Consider the following 16,007-nt stretch of genomic DNA (forward strand, 5'->3'; position numbering starts at 1 on the left):
CTCACTCGCCAGGTGTGACACCCCTCGGCACGAGGAACGCTTCTGAGCGGGGCGGCCGGCGAGGACGACGGCGATCCGAGCCGGGTCCCGGGGCCGTCCCGCTGCGTACGGGGCGGGGGCGGCGAGAGCGGTGAAGCTGGGGGCGGGAGATGGGATTCTTCGACGGTCTGCTGGGCGGACGCGCGTCCGAGTTCGACTCGGGCAGCGCCGCGTCCAACGCGATCGAACTGACCAAACGGCACCACCAGGTGTCCCTGACCAAGCAGGGTGCCGCCACCGGGCATCTGCGCATCAACCTCACCTGGCGGATGCGCACCTCCGACATCGGCGGCTCCGCGCGGCAGAGTCTGCTGCGCCACCCGTTCAAGGCGCTGAAGCCGCCGGAGGTGCTCGGACACAGCCAGTCGATGGTCAACGTCGACCTCGACCTCGGCTGCCTGTACGAGCTGGCCGACGGCACCAAGGGCGTCGTCCAGCCACTCGGCGGCTTCCTGGGCGATGTGAACGCGCCGCCGTACGTCAAGCTCAGCGGCGACGACCGGTTCGGCTCCGCGTCCGGTGAGACGATCTACGTCAACCTCGACCACCGCGACGACATCAAGCGCCTGCTGGTCTTCGTCTACATCTACGACCAGACCCCCGCCTTCGACCGCACCCACGCGATCGTCACGCTCTACCCGAGCAACGGCCCCCGCATCGAGATCGGCCTCGACGACCGCCAGCCCCAGGCCCGCTCCTGCGCGGTCGTCCTGATCGAGAACACCAAGGGCGAACTCGTCGTCCGCCGCGAGGTCAAGTTCGTCTACGGCTTCCAGTCGGAACTCGACCGCCTGTACGGCTGGGGCCTCCAGTGGGGCCGGGGCTACAAGAGCAAGGCGGACCGATGAAGGCGTAGCTGCGCCCCGCAAGCGCGGGCAAGCACCCCCACCGCACCGCCGGGCGCCCTCACCGCCCGATGAACTGGGGCCCCTGCGGCGGCAGGCGGAACTCCGGGTCGGGCACCACCGCGACGGCCGGCGGATAGCCGTACCCCGACTGGGGATACCCGTACGCGGGCTGAGCCGGAGCCGCCACCACCGCCGGTGCCACAGCCGCCGTGGCCTGCTGCGGCGGATACCCGTAAGAGGGCTGCTCCGGCGGCAACGGCTGCGCCACCGGCGCCTCCGCCTCCTCCCTCTCGTCCACCGAGATCCCGAAGTCCGTGGCAAGCCCCTTCAGCCCGTTCGAGTAGCCCTCGCCCAGCGCCCGGAACTTCCATCCCTCGCCCCGGCGGTACAGCTCCCCGCAGATCAGCGCGGTCTCCTGACCGGTCTCGGGCTTGATGTCGAAGTACGCCAGCGGCTCCCCGTCCGCGACCGCCGCGTCGTACAGCAGGATGCGCAGCGCCCGTACGCGGTCGAAGGTGACGCCGTCCGCCGAGGCGACCACCAGGATCCGGCCGACCCCCGGTTCGACGCCCGCGAGGTCTGTCTGGACCGTGTCGGTCATGCCCTCCGCGATCCGCCGCTTGCCGAGCCGCCACACCTTCCCGGAGGGGTGCCGGGGCTGGTTGTAGAACACGAAGTCCTCGTCGGAGCGCACACGACCGTCGGGCCCCAGGAGCAGCGCCGAGGCGTCGACGTCCGGCACCCCCTGGCCGGGCGTCCACCGCACCACGGCCCGTACCGTGGCGGCGTCCAGCGGGACGTTCGACCCCTTCACCATCGCGTGCGTCATGCGGTCATCCTGCCCTCTCCGTCCTGGCCACGACAACGTGGGGGTCCGCCGCGGATTCCGGTTGCGTTACCAGAAGTTCATGCCCGGCGGGAACTTCTGACACTGATTTGTACGTACTATTACCGGCCACCTTTTTTTCGAAGGACCGGGCAGCCCAGCAGTTCCGCACTGGCCACTTGCCATCACCACGGGGGAGCTTCATGCGTCATTTCGGGCACCTCGCTCCTGAGGTGCGGCAGCACCTCTTCCACCGGGAGCCGGCGGAGTTCACCGCCGACTCCCCGGCCCGGCTGCTCTCCGCCGCGCTGGGCGCCACGCTCTACAGCCCCGCCACCCGCCCGCGCCTGGCCGACGACATCGTCAAGCAGGCCGCGCGCGGCGTGGTCTCGATGGTGCTCTGCCTGGAGGACTCGATAGACGACGCGGACGTGGAGCACGGCGAGGAGAACCTCGTCCGCCAGTTCGCCGAGCTGGCCGCCCGCCCCGGCGGCGCCGACCTGCCCCTGCTGTTCATCCGGGTCCGCGCCCCCGAGCAGATACCCGACATGGTGCGCCGGCTGGGTCCGTCCCTGCGGCTGCTGTCCGGATTCGTGCTGCCGAAGTTCACCGGGGAGCGGGGCCTGCCCTTCCTGGAGGCGCTGCAGGCCGCCGAGACGGCGAGCGGACGCCGGTTGTTCGCCATGCCGGTGCTGGAGTCCCCCGAGCTGCTGTACCGCGAGTCGCGGGTGGACACCCTGGAGGGCATCTTCCGCGCCGTCGACAAGTACCGGGACCGGGTGCTGGCGCTGCGTCTGGGCGTCACCGACTTCTGCTCGTCGTACGGCCTGCGCAGGGCCCCGGACATGACGGCCTACGACGTCCAGATCGTCGCCTCCGTGATCGCCGACGTGGTGAACATGCTGGGCCGGGCCGACGGCACCGGGTTCACGGTGACCGGCCCGGTGTGGGAGTACTTCCGGGCACAGGAGCGGATGTTCAAGCCGCAGCTGCGGCAGAGCCCCTTCCTGGAGGTGCAGGCGGTCGAGCTGCGCGCGAGACTGATCGAGCACGCGATGGACGGGCTGCTGCGGGAGATCTCCCTGGACCAGGCCAACGGGCTGCTGGGCAAGACCTGCATCCACCCCTCCCATGTCCTGCCCGTGCACGCGCTGTCGGTGGTCAGTCACGAGGAGTTCAGCGACGCGGCGGACATCCTGCGGCCGGAGCGGGGCGGCGGGGGAGTGCTCAGGTCGGCGTACACGAACAAGATGAACGAGGTGAAGCCGCACCGCGCCTGGGCCGAGCGGACCCTGCTGCGCGCCGAGGTCTTCGGTGTCGCCAGGGAGGACGTCGGCTTCGTGGAGCTGCTCGCCGCCGGAATCCCCGGCTGACCCGCTGCCCACCGCGGCCGCCGACCCACGCCCATCCACCACAGGGAATCCACAGGAAACGCATGAACCGCAGGAACACGGCAGGAAACGACGGGGTCTGGTCCGGCACCTGGGTCGCCGAGCGGCTCGGGGTCGAGCTGCTGGGCGGCCAGGAGCTGACCGGCCTGCTGGGACTCGCGCTGCGCCGCAACCCCAAGCGGGCGCACCTGCTCGTGTCCAACGTGCTCGGCAAGCACGTACCGCAGTCGCCGTCGGTGGTGTACGGCCACGGATTCGCGCTGGGCCGCCGGGTGCGGGAGCTGCTGGGCGAGCCGGAGGCCGCCACGGCGGTCGTCCTGGGCTACGCGGAGACCGCGACGGGCCTCGGCCACTCGGTCGCCGACGGCCTGGGCCCGGCCACCTACCTGCACTCCACACGCCGCCGCGTCCCCGGCCTCGCCCCGGCGGGCGGCTTCGAGGAGTCCCACTCGCACGCCACCTCGCACCTGCTGCTGCCCGAGGACCAGGCGCTGCTGTCCGGGGACGGCCCGCTGGTCCTCGTGGACGACGAGTTCTCCACCGGCAACACCGTCCTGAACACCATCCGCGATCTGCACTCCCGCCATCCGCGCCGGCGGTACGTGGTGGTCGCCCTGGTCGACATGCGCTCACCCGCCGACACCGAGCGACTGGAGGACTTCGCCCGGGAGATCGGCGCCCGCGTGGACCTGGTCACGGCCGCCTCCGGGACCGTACGTCTCCCGGAGGGCGTGCTGGAGAAGGGGCAGGCGCTGGTCGCCCGGCACGAGACGGCCACCGTGACCGAGCAGCCGCAGCCGCAGCCAGAACCGGAGCCGCAGCCAGAACCGCAGTCGCAGCCAGAACCGGAGCCGCAGGCCACCCTGCCCGCCCAGCGCACCCGCGGCCGCGTCACCCGCGTCGACCTGCGCTGGCCCCGCGGCGTGCCCGACGGCGGCCGGCACGGGTTCACGCCCGGGCACCGGGACCGGCTCGAGCGGGCCCTGCCCGACATGACCGCCCGGGTCGCCGAGGCGCTGCCCGGGACCGCCCGCCGGGTGCTGGTCCTCGGGTTCGAGGAGCTGATGTACGCGCCGCTGCGGCTCGCCCGCGAGCTGGAGCAGGTCGTGGCCGCCGAGGTGCGCTACTCCACCACGACCCGCTCCCCGGTCCTCGCGGTCGACGACCCCGGGTACGCGATCCGCACCCGCCTGGTCTTCCCGGCGCACGACGACCCGGCCGACGGCCCCGGCGAGCGCTACGCGTACAACGTGGCCGGAGCGGGCTTCGACGCCGTCGTCGCCGTCGTCGACTCCGCCGCCGACACCCCCGCGCTGCACGCCCCCGACGGCCTGCTGGCCCAGCTCGCCGGGCACACCCCGCACGTCCTGCTCGCGGTCGTACCGTCGTACGTCCCCGCGCCCGCACCCAGCCCCGAAAGGCCCCGTATGCTGCCCGAGCCCCTCCGCGGCCCCGCCTTCTCCTCGTACGCGCCCGAGGAGGTCGGCTGGCTGCTGCAGGACCTCTCGGACGTGACGCTGGAGGCGCCGACGGAGGAGCGCGAGGAGGCGATCCAGAGCGGCGGGGCGCACTACGCCGAGTCGCTGCCGGTGGAGTACCAGCCCAGCGAGCAGTACCAGGAGCTCTTCCAGGCGGCGCTCGACGCCTCGGCGGACCGGATCGCGCAGGCCGTCGGCGCGGTCACCGAGAGCGTCCTCGCCGAGCGGTCGCCCCGCCCCGTCCTGGTCTCGCTCGCCCGGGCCGGCACCCCGGTCGGTGTGCTGATGCGCCGCTGGGCCCGGTTCCGCCACGGCCTGGACCTGCCGCACTACGCGGTGTCGATCGTGCGCGGCCGGGGCATCGACACCAACGCGCTGCGCTGGCTGGCCGACCGGCACGACCCCGCGGACGTGGTCTTCGTCGACGGCTGGACCGGCAAGGGCGCCATCACCCGGGAACTCGCCCAGGCCGTCAGGGAGTTCGAGGAGAAGGAGGGGATCACCGGCTTCGACCCGGAGATCGCCGTGCTCGCCGACCCGGGCTCGTGCGTGCGCACCTACGGCACCCGGGAGGACTTCCTCATACCCTCCGCCTGCCTGAACTCCACCGTCTCCGGGCTGGTTTCGCGCACCGTCCTGCGCGCGGACCTGGTCGGCCCCGACGACTTCCACGGCGCGAAGTTCTACCGCGAACTCGCGGGCGCCGACGTCTCGGGCGTCTTCCTCGACACCGTCTCGGCCCGCTTCCCGGAGGTGGCCGACGCCGTCGAGCAGGCCGCCAAGGAGCCGCTGTCCGCCGAGCGCACCCCCACCTGGGAGGGCTGGGCGGCGGTCGAGCGGATCAGCGAGGAGTACGGCATCCACGACGTGAACCTGGTCAAGCCGGGCGTCGGCGAGACCACGCGGGTGCTGCTGCGCCGGGTGCCGTGGAAGATCCTCGCGCGGTCCGGGGCGGGCGCCGACCTGGACCACGTGCGTCTGCTGGCCGAGCAGAGAGGGGTTCCGGTCGAGGAGGTGGGCGGACTGCCGTACAGCTGCGTGGGCCTGATCCACCCCCGCTACACGCGCGGTGCGACCGGCGCCGACGGCAAGGCGGTGAACGGCTGATGCCGGTGGTGGTGGCGAGCGACCTCGACCGTACGCTCATCTACTCGTCGGCGGCGCTGGCGCTGACCATGCCGGACGCGCGGGCGCCACGGCTGCTGTGCGTGGAGGTGCACGAGAGCAAGCCGCTGTCGTACATGACGGAGACGGCCGCCCAGTTGCTCACCGACCTCTCGGACACGGCGGTGTTCGTGCCGACCACGACCCGCACCCGCAAGCAGTACCTGCGCATCAATCTGCCGGGTGCGGCACCGACGTACGCGATCTGCGCCAACGGCGGCCATCTGCTGGTGGACGGGGTGTCGGACACCGACTGGCACCGGCGGGTCACCGAGCGGCTGGCCGGGGAGTGCGCGCCGCTCGCCGAGGTGCGCGAGCATCTGCTGCGCACCGCCGACCCGGTGTGGGTGCGCAAGCACCGGGTCGCCGAGGACCTGTTCGCCTACCTCGTCGTGGAGCGCGAACTGCTCCCCGAGGACTGGGTGAAGGAGCTCGGCGCCTGGGCGGAGAACCTCGGCTGGACGGTCTCCCTGCAAGGCCGGAAGATCTACGCCGTACCCAAGCCGCTCACCAAGAGCGCCGCCGTCCGCGAGGTCGCCCGCCGCACCGGGACCGACCTGGTGCTCGGGGCGGGCGACTCGCTGCTGGACGCCGATCTGCTGCTGGCCGTGGACCGCGGCTGGCGCCCCGGCCACGGCGAACTGGCCGACACGGGCTGGACCGCACCCGGCATCAGCGCGCTGCCCGAGCGCGGGGTACTGGCCGGGGAGCGGATCGTACGGGAGTTCCTCAAGGCGTCCCGGACACCACGGTAGGCCGTACGGGACCGTCCCACCGAGCCGTACGGCCGGACGGTCCTCAGCCGCCGCAGCAGCCCCCGCCGCAGCACCCTCCGCCGCCTCCCGCGCCGCCGGACCGGGGCGCGGCGGACGGGGCCGTCGCCGAGCCGCCCACCGCGACCGTGGACAGCAGCTTGACGGTGTCGTCGTGACCGGCGGGGCAGACCGCCGGGGCGGCGGATTCCGCCATGGGACGGCTCAGTTCGAAGGTGTCGCCGCAGCTCCGGCAGCGGTACTCGTAACGAGGCATGGCCCCACATTAACGGGAGTGACCAGACGCACAGAGATCTGTGTTTCTCGTGTGTTCGTTTCTGTCCCGTTCTCATGCGGAGATATTGAAAAGACGGCTGATAATTTTGTACGGCCGCGAGAGCCGCGAGGCGGCCGGGAGTGATGGGGGATGGCGGCCGCGTGCGGCAGCTGTGTCGACCCGCGCGAGCAACACGGAGTGCGGAGGGAGACGCAGTCGTGACCGAGGCAGGGCAGGGGGAGGGCCTTCCGGAGGAAGGCCGCCGGTCCGGTGAGCGCCGCGTCGCGCCCGGGCGAGCGCCCGACGACGGCGCACCGCCGCCGGCCGACGCGACGATGCAGCTGAATGTCGACGCCCTGCGCAGACAGCAGAAGCAGCAGAACCAGGAGAAGCCGGCGGAGCCGGAGGCCGAGGCCGTGCCGTCCCGGCCGGACGAGACCATGCAGCTGAAGGTCGAGGCCCTGCGCAAGCAGCAGAGGCAGGAGAAGCCGGCGGAGCCGGAGGCCGAGGCCGTGCCGTCCCGGCCGGACGAGACCATGCAGCTCAAGGTCGACACCCTCCGCAAGCGGCCGCACGAGACCATGCAGCTGCACATCGTCCGGCAGCGGACCCCTGACCGGACCCCTGACCGGCCCCCCGGCCAGAACACCGGCCAGAACACCGGCCGGAGCACCGGCCAGGCAACCGAGCCGACGAACGGCCGAGTTGCTCCGCGCGCCGGCCGGCGGGCCGACCGCCGCAAGCCGCGCCGTGCGAAGCTCGCCCTGCCCCCGGCCCTCGCCCGGCTGACCACCGAGGCCGGCCGGCGCCTGGCCCCGGTCACCCGCCGCCTGGCGCCCGTCGTCGCGGTGGTCGCCCCGTACGCCCGGAAGCTGAAACCGGTCTACCCGCGCCCCGGCCGCACCGGCTGGCGCCGCTGGATGCCCTCCTGGCGGCAGTGGATCGGCATCGTCTTCTCCACCATCGGCCTGACCGGCCTGTTCCTGGTCGTCGCCTACGCCGCCACGGACATACCGGAGAACCTGAACACCTACGCCACCCAGCAGGACAACGTCTACTTCTGGTCCGACGGCACCCCCATGGCCCGCACCGGCTGGGTGCAGCGGCAGGCGATGCCGCTGAAGGACATACCCGAGGACGTCCGCTGGGCCGTCCTCGCCGCCGAGAACGAGAGCTTCTACAGCGACCCCGGCATCTCCTTCAAGGGCATCACCCGCGCCCTGTGGCGCACGGTCGGCGAGGGCGACACCGAGGGCGGCTCCACCATCACCCAGCAGTACGTCAAGAACGTCTACCTCACCCAGAACCAGACCGTCAGCCGCAAGTTCACCGAGGCGATGATCGCCCTCAAGCTCGACAACAGGATGAGCAAGGACAAGATCCTCGAGGGCTATCTCAACACCAGCTGGTTCGGCCGCGGCACCTACGGCATCCAGCGCGCCGCCCAGGCCTACTACGGCAAGGACGTCAGCGAACTCAACGTCAGCGAGGCCGCCTTCCTGGCCTCCCTGCTCAAGGGCGCCGGCCTCTACGACCCCACCCTGAACCCGAAGAACCACGACCGCGCCGTGGAGCGCTGGAGCTGGATCCTGGACCGCATGGTCAAGATCGGCAAGCTGTCGCCGGCCGAGCGCGCCCAGTACAAGACCTTCCCCGAGCCGCTCAAGCGCAACCCGCTGTACGACACCGGCCGGCAGAGCGACTACCTGGTCGAACTGGCCTCGCAGTACGCCAAGAAGGCCGCGCACCTCTCGGACAAGGACTTCGACCTGGGCGGCTACCAGATCTACACGACCTTCGACCGCAAGCGGGAGGCCACGCTCACCGACGTCGTCACCAAGGCCCGCAAGGACGCGAAGGAGAAGGACCCGAAGGCGGCGAAGACCGCCCACTACGGTGCCGCCTCGGTGGCCGCCGACGGCCGTATCCTCGCCGTCTACGGCGGCCCCGACCACCGTACGCAGGGCTTCAACGAGTCCAACGCCGCCACCGTCCCGGCCGGTTCGGCCTTCCAGCCGTTCGTGTACGCGGCCGGGCTGCAGCACGGGGTCGTCAAACGGCGTGACGCGCCCCGCGAGCAGATCAGCCCGGACACCGTCTACAACGGGGACGACGCGGTGCCCGTCACCACCCCCGAGGGACCGTACTGGGACCGCAGCGGCCGCAAGGTCGCCGCGCACAACGACGGCAAGAAGTCCTACGGCCCGGTCAGCCTGCGCAAGGCGCTCGCCCAGTCGGTGAACACGCCGTTCATGCAGCTCGGCATGGACACCGGCCTGGACCAGGTGAAGCAGACCGCCGAGGCGGCCGGGCTGCTGCCCTCCAGCATCGGCCCGCAGGTGCCCGTCATCTCCCAGGGCAGCTCCACGCCGAGCGCGATCCGCATGGCCGACGGCTACGCCACCTTCGCCGCCGGGGGACTGCACACCGAGCCGTACTCGGTGCGGCGGATCACCCGCAACGGCTCGGCCGTACGGCTCGAGACCCCGGCCGCGAACCGCGCGGTCAGCGCCCAGGTGGCCCAGCAGGTCACCGACGCGCTCGCCGACGCCTTCCGCACCGCCCACCCCACCGCGGCCTCGGGCGCGGTCGCGACGCCCGCGACGGCCATGGTGGCCGGCAAGGCCGGCACCACCCAGGACGACAAGGCCGCCTGGTACGTCGGCACCGCCCGGTCGGTGTCCACGGCGGTGGTCGTCTACCGGATGGATCTGGCCAAAAGCCTCGAACCGCTGCCACTGAAGGGGCTCGCGGGAACCGCGGCGGACAGCGTTCCGTACTCCATATGGGCCGGCGCCATGGCACCGCTCGGCTGACCCCCGGGCGGGCCGCCGCACCGGCACCGGCCCGCCCGTCCCGCACCGAAGACCCCCGGCGGACCGCGCAGACCACGCGGACCCGCAGACCGTCGCAGACTCTCCCGCAGATTCGAGCCGCCCATGACGCCGACCCCCGGCCGCCGCCGCAAGGCCCGCGCGCGCCGCCGACCCACCCACCCGCAGTTCCTCACCCTGGCGGCTCTTTTGGTCGTCGCCTCGGTCGTGGCGGGTTTCCTGGCGCTCACCCGACCCGACTCCACCGCGCCGACCGCCTCCGCCGGCTCCAAGAGCGGCACCAAGAGCCCCTCGCCGACGCCGACCAAGGAGCCGAAGTGGGACGGCAGGACCCATGTGCTCGGCGACGGCTCCACCTCGTACACGGGCCCGCAGAAGGGCACGTTGAAGCCGGTTCCGCTCAAACCCGGTGAAAAGCCACCGCAGTTCGTCGTCTTCTCCTGGGACGGTGCTCTGCAGGGCGACGACCATCTCTTCTCGCACTACCGGGAGATGGCCAAGCAGTACAACGCCCACATGACCTTCTTCCTCACCGGCATCTACCTGCTGCCCAAGAGCAAGAAGTCCCTCTACCACGGCCCGATGCACTCGCCCGGTGACGCCGCCATCGACTACCCCACCGACGAGCACATACGCATGACGCTGGAGCAGCTCCGCCTCGCCTACCAGGACGGCAACGACATCGGCACCCACTTCAACGGCCACTTCTGCGGTGCCAAGGGCGGCGGCGACTGGAGCGTCGAGGAGTGGAAGAGCGAGATCGACCAGTTCTACTCCTTCGTGGAGAACTGGAAGACCAACACCGGCTACAAGGACATCGCCCCGCTGCCCTTCGACTTCAGGAAGGAGGTCACCGGCGGGCGCGCACCCTGCCTGGAGGGCCAGCCCAACCTGCTGAAGGCCATGAAGGACTACGGCTGGCGCTACGACGCCAGCTCCCCGGGCGACTTCCAGATATGGCCCAAGAAGAAGGACGGCGTCTGGGACTTCCCGCTGCAGATGCTGCCGTACGCGGGCGGCAAGTTCCAGGGCCTGTCCATGGACTTCAACTTCCTCTACAACCAGTCCAACGGTGAGACCGACGGCGACTCGGCCAAGTACGGCCAGTGGGAACAGCAGACCGTCGACTCCTACATGGCCGGCTTCAACCGCGTCTACTACGGCAGCCGGGCACCGCTGTTCATCGGCAACCACTTCGAGCACTGGAACGGCAGCATCTACATGAAGGCCATCGACCAGGTCATCCCGAAGATGTGCACCAAACCGGGCGTCAAGTGCGTGTCGTTCAAGGAACTGTCGGACTGGATGGACGTCCAGAAGCCGGAGACGCTGCAACGGCTGCGCGCCCTGGACCCGGCCCAGTCCCCCGACTGGTCACAGGTGGTCAAGTGACGTCAAGTGGCCCCTGTAACCCCTTGGTTCCACTTGCGCACACCCTCTTCACACCCGCCACGCGCGTCATGCGAAGATGCGACCGCCCGGTAGGTGTACCGGCGTAGAGGGGAACATCATTGAAATCAAGAAAACTGAGCCGTAAGCGGCGCCGCGCCACCATAGTCACGGCCGCGGCCGCCTCGGTGGTCGCCGGCGTGGCCCTGGTGCCCAACTGGAGCGCGGGCGCGGCGGTCACCGACGACCCGACGGTGGACGCGGCCACCAAGGCCACCTTCCAGAAGCTCGCCGACGCGGTCTTCACCGACCGCACCCAGGCCCTGGTGGACAACACCAAGACCGGCCGGTCCGGGAAGCACGAGAAGCAACTGACCTCCCGCTTCTCCGGCAAGGTCCGCCTGTCCGGCACGCAGTCGCGCACGGAGGACTCCGCGCTGTCTCAGCTGCGCGGCCGCAAGTCCCGCCTGGCACAGCTGGGTGAGAAGTACAGCTCGGCCAGCACCAGCGTGACCCTGGACGCCACGCAGGTGAAGGGCCGGCACGCCAAGGTCGCCGTCACCGAGACCACGACCCTGACGTACGAGAAGGTCCGGGGCAACGAGCCGAAGACCACCGGCTTCCAGGCCCACCACGAGCTGTCCTTCCGGGCCGACAAGCACGGCAACTGGCAGCTGACCGGCATCCGCGACACCGACGACGGCGTCGCCGTCAACCAGGTCGCCGGCCCGGCCGTCGCCACACCGGACACGGGTGACGACGCCCCGCCCGTGGCGCCCCGCGCGTCGACCTCGCGCAGCGCGCCGGCCAAGCCGAAGAACCTGACCTCCGGTACGTACGACTACAAGGCGATGGCCGCGTACGCGAAGAAGTACTGGAGCAACTACAACCCGGACTACCCGAACTTCAACGGGCAGGGTGCCGGCGGCGACTGCACCAACTTCGTCAGCCAGTCCCTCAAGGCCGGCGGCTGGAAGCACGTCCCGGGCTACACCAACGACTGGCACAACTGGTTCGGCACCGCCGACATCCAGTCGGACTCGTTCGTCGGCGTCAACGAGTTCTCCTGGTTCGCCCTGTCCTCCAAGCGGGTCACCAGCCTGCCGTACGTCTACCAGCTCGACGTCGGTGACGTCCTTCAGATGGACTTCAACCGGGACGGGTCCAAGGACCACTCCATGATCGTCACGTCGCGCGTCTCGGGCGTGCCGTACGTGTCGTACCACTCCACGAACACCTACAACCGGTCGGTGGCGAGCCTCATCGCGTCGTACCCGACCGCGTACTACTACGCCTACCGCACCTGAGCGGTGCACCAGGGGGGCGGGAGCCGGGCCGTCGCGGGGCCTCGCCCCGGCGGCCGGCTCCCCGCCTCAGCGGCCGGCTCCCCGCTCCTCGCGGATCCGCGCGACCACCTGGGCCGCCGTCCGCCGGACCGCCTCGGTCTCCGTCAGGAAGCGCCAGTAGTCGGGATGGCGGCCCTCCAGGCCGGCCACCGCCCCGTCCAGCCGGGCCACGGCCTCGTCCAGCGGGCCGGCGTGCCGGGGATCCGGCGTCGTACGGCCCGTCATGGCCAGCCGCTGCGCGTCCCGGACCGCGAACCGGGTCCGCTCGATCTCCGCCTGCGGGTCCTTCTGCACCGCGTTCAGCCGGGCCAGGCGGTCCCCGGCGGCCGAGATCGACTCGTCGGTGGTGTTCAGCAGCGCCCGCACGGTCGACAGCAGTGCGGTCGCGTCCGGCCAGCGCTGCGCGTCCCGCGCGGCCTGTGCTTCCGTCAGCTTCAGCTCGGCCTGCCGGACATTGCCGGCGGCCTGCTCCGGCACCTGCTGAAGGTCTTGCCAGCACGGTGCCGTGAACCGGCGCCGCAGCTCGCTCAGCACCGGCTCCACCTGCCCGGCCCGGGTGGTCAGCGCCTCGGCCCGGGTGCGCAGCGACACCAGCCGGTGGTCGATCTCGGCGGCCTTCTCCGGCAGCCGGCCGGCCTCCGCCCGGATCGCCTCCGCCTCCCGCGCCACCCGCTCGGCACGCTCCAGGGTCTGCTCCACACCGTGCTGCCCCGCGCCCTGGTTCAGCTTGGTCAGCTCGGGGGCGAGCGCCGCGAGGCGCGCGGCCAGGTCGTCCGCCCTGAGCCCCGAGCCGCGCACGGCGTCCAGGGCGTCGCCGGCGGCCCGCAGCGCCTGCCGCGCCCGCTCCACGGCCGGTGCCAGCCGGGCCAGCCGGGTCTCGGCCTTGCCGAGCAGCGGCCCGAGACCACTGGCGAAACGGTCCAGCTCCCGCTTGGCGTTCTGCAGTTCGTCCTTGGCGGCGACCAGGCCGGCGCGCGCCCGGGCGGCGGCGGAGGCATCCAGGTCGTCCCGGTCGAGATCCTGCGCGTCCACGGCCTGGATGTAGTGTCGGCTGACCTCGTCGATCCGCCGGCCGAGCGCCTGGAAGTCGGCGACCGCGCGCCGCGCCGCGGGGGAGTCGTCGACCGCCGTGATCGTCTCCATCGAGATCCGCAGGTCGCGCTGGGCGGTGTCCAGTTCGTAGAACGCGGCGGCCGCCGCGTCCTTCGCCGCCTGCGCCTCGGCCCGCTGGCTCTCGGCCCGCCCGCCGAACCAGCGCCGGGTGCCGCCGCCCGCGAAGGCGGCGGGCAGCGCGAGCGCGGCGAGCAGGGGCAGGCCGAGCAGGACCAGGACGTCACGTGCCGCCGATGTCCCCCCGCGCGCCGGTGTGGCCGTCACATCCCTCTCCCGTGTTGTGGTCCGCCCTGCGTGGATTCATTCTCCCACCTGTACAGGACGAACACACGGGCCCATCAGTTCGCCGTACGCACGGTGATCGATCCGTTGTCCGTCCGTGCGGAGACCACATGGCGGCTGGAGTCGTCGCGGGGGACCGAGACATGGACGCCGCCGTTGTCGGACGCGGTCGTCACCCGGTACGTGGCGCGAGGCAGCGTGAGCGTGAGCGAGCCGTTGTGGGAGCGCGCGTCCAGCAGGTCGGGGGCGGCGGCCAGCCGGAGGCTCACCTTGCCGTTGTGCGTGTCGGCCCGCACCTGCCGTGAGGAGACCTCCGCACTCACCGAGCCGTTGTGGGAGTGCAGCGCCAATGGCCCTGTGAAGTCGGTGACGTGCACCGACCCGTTGGAGCTGCGCACCTCGAGGGAGTCGGTGAAACCATGCGCCCGCACGCTGCCGTTGTGGTCCTCGACCTTCACGGTGATCCCGCGCGGGACCTCGATGCGGTGCTTGGCGGCGCAGTCGGTGGCGATCCCGGCGCACTTGATCCGCAGCACGAGCCGGTCGTCCTTCATGGACCAGGTCGGGTGGGGGTCGTTTCCGACGAACACCCTCCCCTTGAACCATCGCGTGACGTCCACGGTCCCCGCCTTGGCGGTGCCGGCGGCGACGATCTCCAGCGCCGAGTCGTCGGAGTCGACGGTCAGGGTGCGGCCGTGCAGCGCGAAGGTCCGGTGGTCGGGATGCTTGTCGTCGGAGGCGTCACCGCCGCAGGCCGTGGCCGTGGCGAGCAGGGCCGCGACGACGCCGGTGACGGCGACGGCACGGACGGGAACGGTGCGGGACATGACGGTCTCCCCGTGGTGTGGACGACAAGCGGGCTGATCGCTTCGAGCGTAGGAATCGCCGTCCGGCCGGGGAATCCGGAGCGCTGCCGGGTTCGGGGTGGGGATAACCCCCGCAGGGCTTCCCGGAAGCTTCTCGGAGGGCTTCCCGTGGACGTCGGGGAGGGCTGTTCGGGGACACGACGAAGGCCCGGGCCGACGGGTGTCACCCGAGGGACCTGGGCCTTGCGTGTGTCCTGCGACTGGTGGGCGCGGACGGTTTCGAACCGCCGACATCCTGCTTGTAAGGCAGGCGCTCTACCCCTGAGCTACGCACCCGGGACGAGTGGACAGCCTACCCTGCCAGGGGGACTGTCCCGCAAACCGGTTGTGCGCAGCGCGGGCGGTGGGAGCGGTGGGGTGGCGGGGGCCTCACGCGTTCCCCTCCTCGTTCTCCGGGTCCTCGTGGGCGTGCTTGAGCCGGCTGCGGGCGTCGACGCGGTCGGGGCCGGTGAACTCGGACCAGTACCGGTGCGTGGTGACGAACACGGCGAGCTCGTGCTCCCGTCGGCGGAGCTTTTCGACCTCGGCCTGCTCGTCGGCCGTCCAGCCGGGGGAGGCCGGGCGCTCCACCTTGCGCCAGCCGCCTGCGTCACTGAAACCGTCCAGCGGTTCGACCGACCAGGGCAGGCGTTTGAGCAGGGCCGCGAGCTCGGCCCGGACCTGATGCAGCTCCTCCTGGCCGGCCAGGAGGTCACTCGGGAAGTCATAGGGCGTAGCCACGGCGCAATGCTACGCCTGTTCGATTTCGGGTCGCGACTCGCTTCGATGGGCTCGTGTGTTCGATGCGCCCCCGCCGCGGGCGGCCCGTTGTCAGACCCCTGTCCTACGGTGACGGAATGGAGACAGCGGGATACGGAGCGGACGGGGCCGGTGGCGACATGGGCAGGGCGGAGGGGGCGGCCCTACGGCTGGAGCCGTGGGCCGAGGACGACTTCTGGTTGCTGCGGTTGCACAACAGCCCCGAGATGACCGCGCACCTGGGCGGCCCGGAGAGCGAGGAGAAGCTCGCCTCCCGCCACCGGCGTTACCTGGAGCTGGCGGCGGGGCGGATGTACCGGGCGGTGCTGGCGGACAGCGGGCAGGCCGTGGGCGTCATCGGGTTCTGGGAGCGGCAGTGGCGGGACGCCACCGTCTGGGAGACCGGGTGGGGGATATCGCCCGCGTTCCAGGGGCGTGGGCTGGCGGCGCGGGCCGCCCGGGCCGTGGTGGCCGAGGCGCGGGCCGCCGGCCGGCACAGGTACCTGCACGCCTATCCGAGCGTGGACCACGCCGCCTCGAACGCGGTGTGCCGTGCGGCCGGGTTCACCCTGCTCGGACCCGTGGACTTCGAGTATCCGAAGGGACACTGGCTCAGTTCGAACGACTGGCGGTTCGACCTCGCCTCCGGGTGAGTACCCACCGC

Annotated in this window: 13 protein-coding genes and 1 tRNA gene; 8 read left to right on the forward strand and 6 right to left on the reverse strand. The window is 71.5% G+C overall.

Translation table 11 applies throughout. The features are described from left to right. Window positions 1-149 precede the first annotated feature (149 nt). The gene (locus R2S09_RS23165) at window positions 150-887 is read left to right on the forward strand and encodes a Tellurium resistance (protein ID WP_306191597.1); all 738 of its coding nucleotides are present in this window, start codon (window positions 150-152) and stop codon (window positions 885-887) included. A 58-nt stretch (window positions 888-945) separates the two neighbouring features. Here R2S09_RS23165 and R2S09_RS23170 read toward each other — a convergent pair whose 3' ends face one another. Beyond that, window positions 946-1,716: a TerD family protein gene (locus tag R2S09_RS23170; RefSeq protein ID WP_316742994.1), complete on the reverse strand. Its 771-nt coding sequence runs from the start codon at window positions 1,714-1,716 to the stop codon at window positions 946-948. Between the two features lie 200 nt (window positions 1,717-1,916). Between R2S09_RS23170 and R2S09_RS23175 the strand changes: the two genes are divergently transcribed. The 3 genes from R2S09_RS23175 (at window position 1,917) to R2S09_RS23185 (ending at window position 6,501) form a co-directional block, all read left to right on the forward strand. Then, complete coding sequence (locus R2S09_RS23175) at window positions 1,917-3,086, forward strand: HpcH/HpaI aldolase/citrate lyase family protein (protein ID WP_306191595.1); 1,170 nt, start codon at window positions 1,917-1,919, stop codon at window positions 3,084-3,086. Between the two features lie 62 nt (window positions 3,087-3,148). Further along, the gene (locus R2S09_RS23180; protein WP_316742996.1) at window positions 3,149-5,689 is read left to right on the forward strand and encodes a phosphoribosyltransferase; all 2,541 of its coding nucleotides are present in this window, start codon (window positions 3,149-3,151) and stop codon (window positions 5,687-5,689) included. Then, complete coding sequence (locus tag R2S09_RS23185; RefSeq protein WP_306191593.1) at window positions 5,689-6,501, forward strand: HAD family hydrolase; 813 nt, start codon at window positions 5,689-5,691, stop codon at window positions 6,499-6,501. Before R2S09_RS23180 ends, R2S09_RS23185 begins: the two co-directional genes overlap by 1 nt. A 43-nt stretch (window positions 6,502-6,544) precedes the next feature. Here the strand turns inward: R2S09_RS23185 and R2S09_RS23190 are convergent, their stop codons facing one another. Continuing rightward, window positions 6,545-6,775 carry a zinc ribbon domain-containing protein gene (locus tag R2S09_RS23190; protein ID WP_306191592.1) on the reverse strand — a complete coding sequence of 77 codons (231 nt, stop codon included), beginning with the start codon at window positions 6,773-6,775 and terminating at the stop codon, window positions 6,545-6,547. A 536-nt stretch (window positions 6,776-7,311) separates the two neighbouring features. Between R2S09_RS23190 and R2S09_RS23195 the strand changes: the two genes are divergently transcribed. From R2S09_RS23195 to R2S09_RS23205, 3 genes are all read left to right on the forward strand, one after another. Further along, window positions 7,312-9,591, forward strand: a complete 2,280-nt coding sequence (locus R2S09_RS23195) for a transglycosylase domain-containing protein (RefSeq protein WP_399144494.1) — start codon at window positions 7,312-7,314, stop codon at window positions 9,589-9,591. Between the two features lie 123 nt (window positions 9,592-9,714). After that, window positions 9,715-11,001, forward strand: a complete 1,287-nt coding sequence (locus R2S09_RS23200; RefSeq protein ID WP_316742997.1) for a hypothetical protein — start codon at window positions 9,715-9,717, stop codon at window positions 10,999-11,001. 185 nt (window positions 11,002-11,186) lie between these two features. Continuing rightward, window positions 11,187-12,305 carry an amidase domain-containing protein gene (locus R2S09_RS23205; RefSeq protein ID WP_306191627.1) on the forward strand — a complete coding sequence of 373 codons (1,119 nt, stop codon included), beginning with the start codon at window positions 11,187-11,189 and terminating at the stop codon, window positions 12,303-12,305. A gap of 66 nt (window positions 12,306-12,371) precedes the next feature. Here the strand turns inward: R2S09_RS23205 and R2S09_RS23210 are convergent, their stop codons facing one another. The 4 genes from R2S09_RS23210 to R2S09_RS23225 form a co-directional block, all read right to left on the reverse strand. Further along, window positions 12,372-13,721 (reverse strand): hypothetical protein, encoded by a 1,350-nt coding sequence (locus tag R2S09_RS23210; protein ID WP_316742999.1) that lies wholly within the window; start codon window positions 13,719-13,721, stop codon window positions 12,372-12,374. A 74-nt stretch (window positions 13,722-13,795) separates the two neighbouring features. Continuing rightward, window positions 13,796-14,566, reverse strand: coding sequence for a DUF4097 family beta strand repeat-containing protein (locus R2S09_RS23215; protein ID WP_316743000.1), 771 nt, complete (start codon window positions 14,564-14,566; stop codon window positions 13,796-13,798). 240 nt (window positions 14,567-14,806) lie between these two features. Next, window positions 14,807-14,881 (reverse strand) — tRNA-Val (locus R2S09_RS23220). Between the two features lie 93 nt (window positions 14,882-14,974). Beyond that, window positions 14,975-15,325 (reverse strand): hypothetical protein, encoded by a 351-nt coding sequence (locus R2S09_RS23225; protein ID WP_306191588.1) that lies wholly within the window; start codon window positions 15,323-15,325, stop codon window positions 14,975-14,977. Window positions 15,326-15,483: 158 nt separating this feature from the next. Between R2S09_RS23225 and R2S09_RS23230 the strand changes: the two genes are divergently transcribed. Continuing rightward, complete coding sequence (locus R2S09_RS23230) at window positions 15,484-15,996, forward strand: GNAT family N-acetyltransferase (RefSeq protein WP_316743088.1); 513 nt, start codon at window positions 15,484-15,486, stop codon at window positions 15,994-15,996. Window positions 15,997-16,007: the final 11 nt, after the last annotated feature.

It is taken from the genome of Streptomyces sp. MK7 (assembly GCF_032658145.1).
GTDB lineage: Bacteria > Actinomycetota > Actinomycetes > Streptomycetales > Streptomycetaceae > Streptomyces > Streptomyces spiralis.